Genomic DNA, 453 nt, shown 5'->3' with positions numbered 1-453 from the left:
TTGAACGCGTCGATGAGCTCGTCGTTGGTGAGCTTCGCCATGGTGGCGCTTCCTTCCGTTCGGACCCGCCGTCCGGTCGTCGGCGGCGGGGGGTGCTGGGCTTGCTACGAGACCGTGCGGCCGGAGCGTCGGGCTCAGGCTGCGGCGTCGGACTCCTGCTTGGCACGCAGGGCCTCGACGGTGCGCACGGCCTGCGAGGCAGGAGCCGTGAACAGGTACGCGGCCTGGTAGAGCTTGGCCTTCATCGCGCCGGCCGCCTTGGCCAGCAGCACCTCGCGGGACTCGAGGTCCGCGAGCTTGGTGATGTCCGCAGCGGTCAGCGGGCGCCCGTCGAGCACACCCGCCTTGATGACCAGTGCGGGGTTCGCCTTGGCGAAGTCACGCAGTCCCTTGGCCGCCTCGACCGGGTCACCGGTGACGAAGGCGATCGCCGACGGGCCCGCGAGCGCGTCG

Annotated in this window: 1 protein-coding gene; it reads right to left on the bottom strand. The window is 71.1% G+C overall.

Annotation, left to right across the window (positions count from 1 at the left end; genetic code table 11):
* Window positions 1-134: 134 nt before the first annotated feature.
* A partial coding sequence (gene rplJ / locus G3I71_RS47435; RefSeq protein WP_164325149.1) for a 50S ribosomal protein L10 occupies window positions 135-453 on the bottom strand: 319 nt, incomplete at its 5' end.

The organism is Streptomyces sp. SID12501, from assembly GCF_010550245.1.
Lineage (GTDB): Bacteria > Actinomycetota > Actinomycetes > Streptomycetales > Streptomycetaceae > Streptomyces.
Note: the sequence above shows the minus strand (reverse complement) of the source record. Positions and strands in the feature narration are given on the sequence as shown.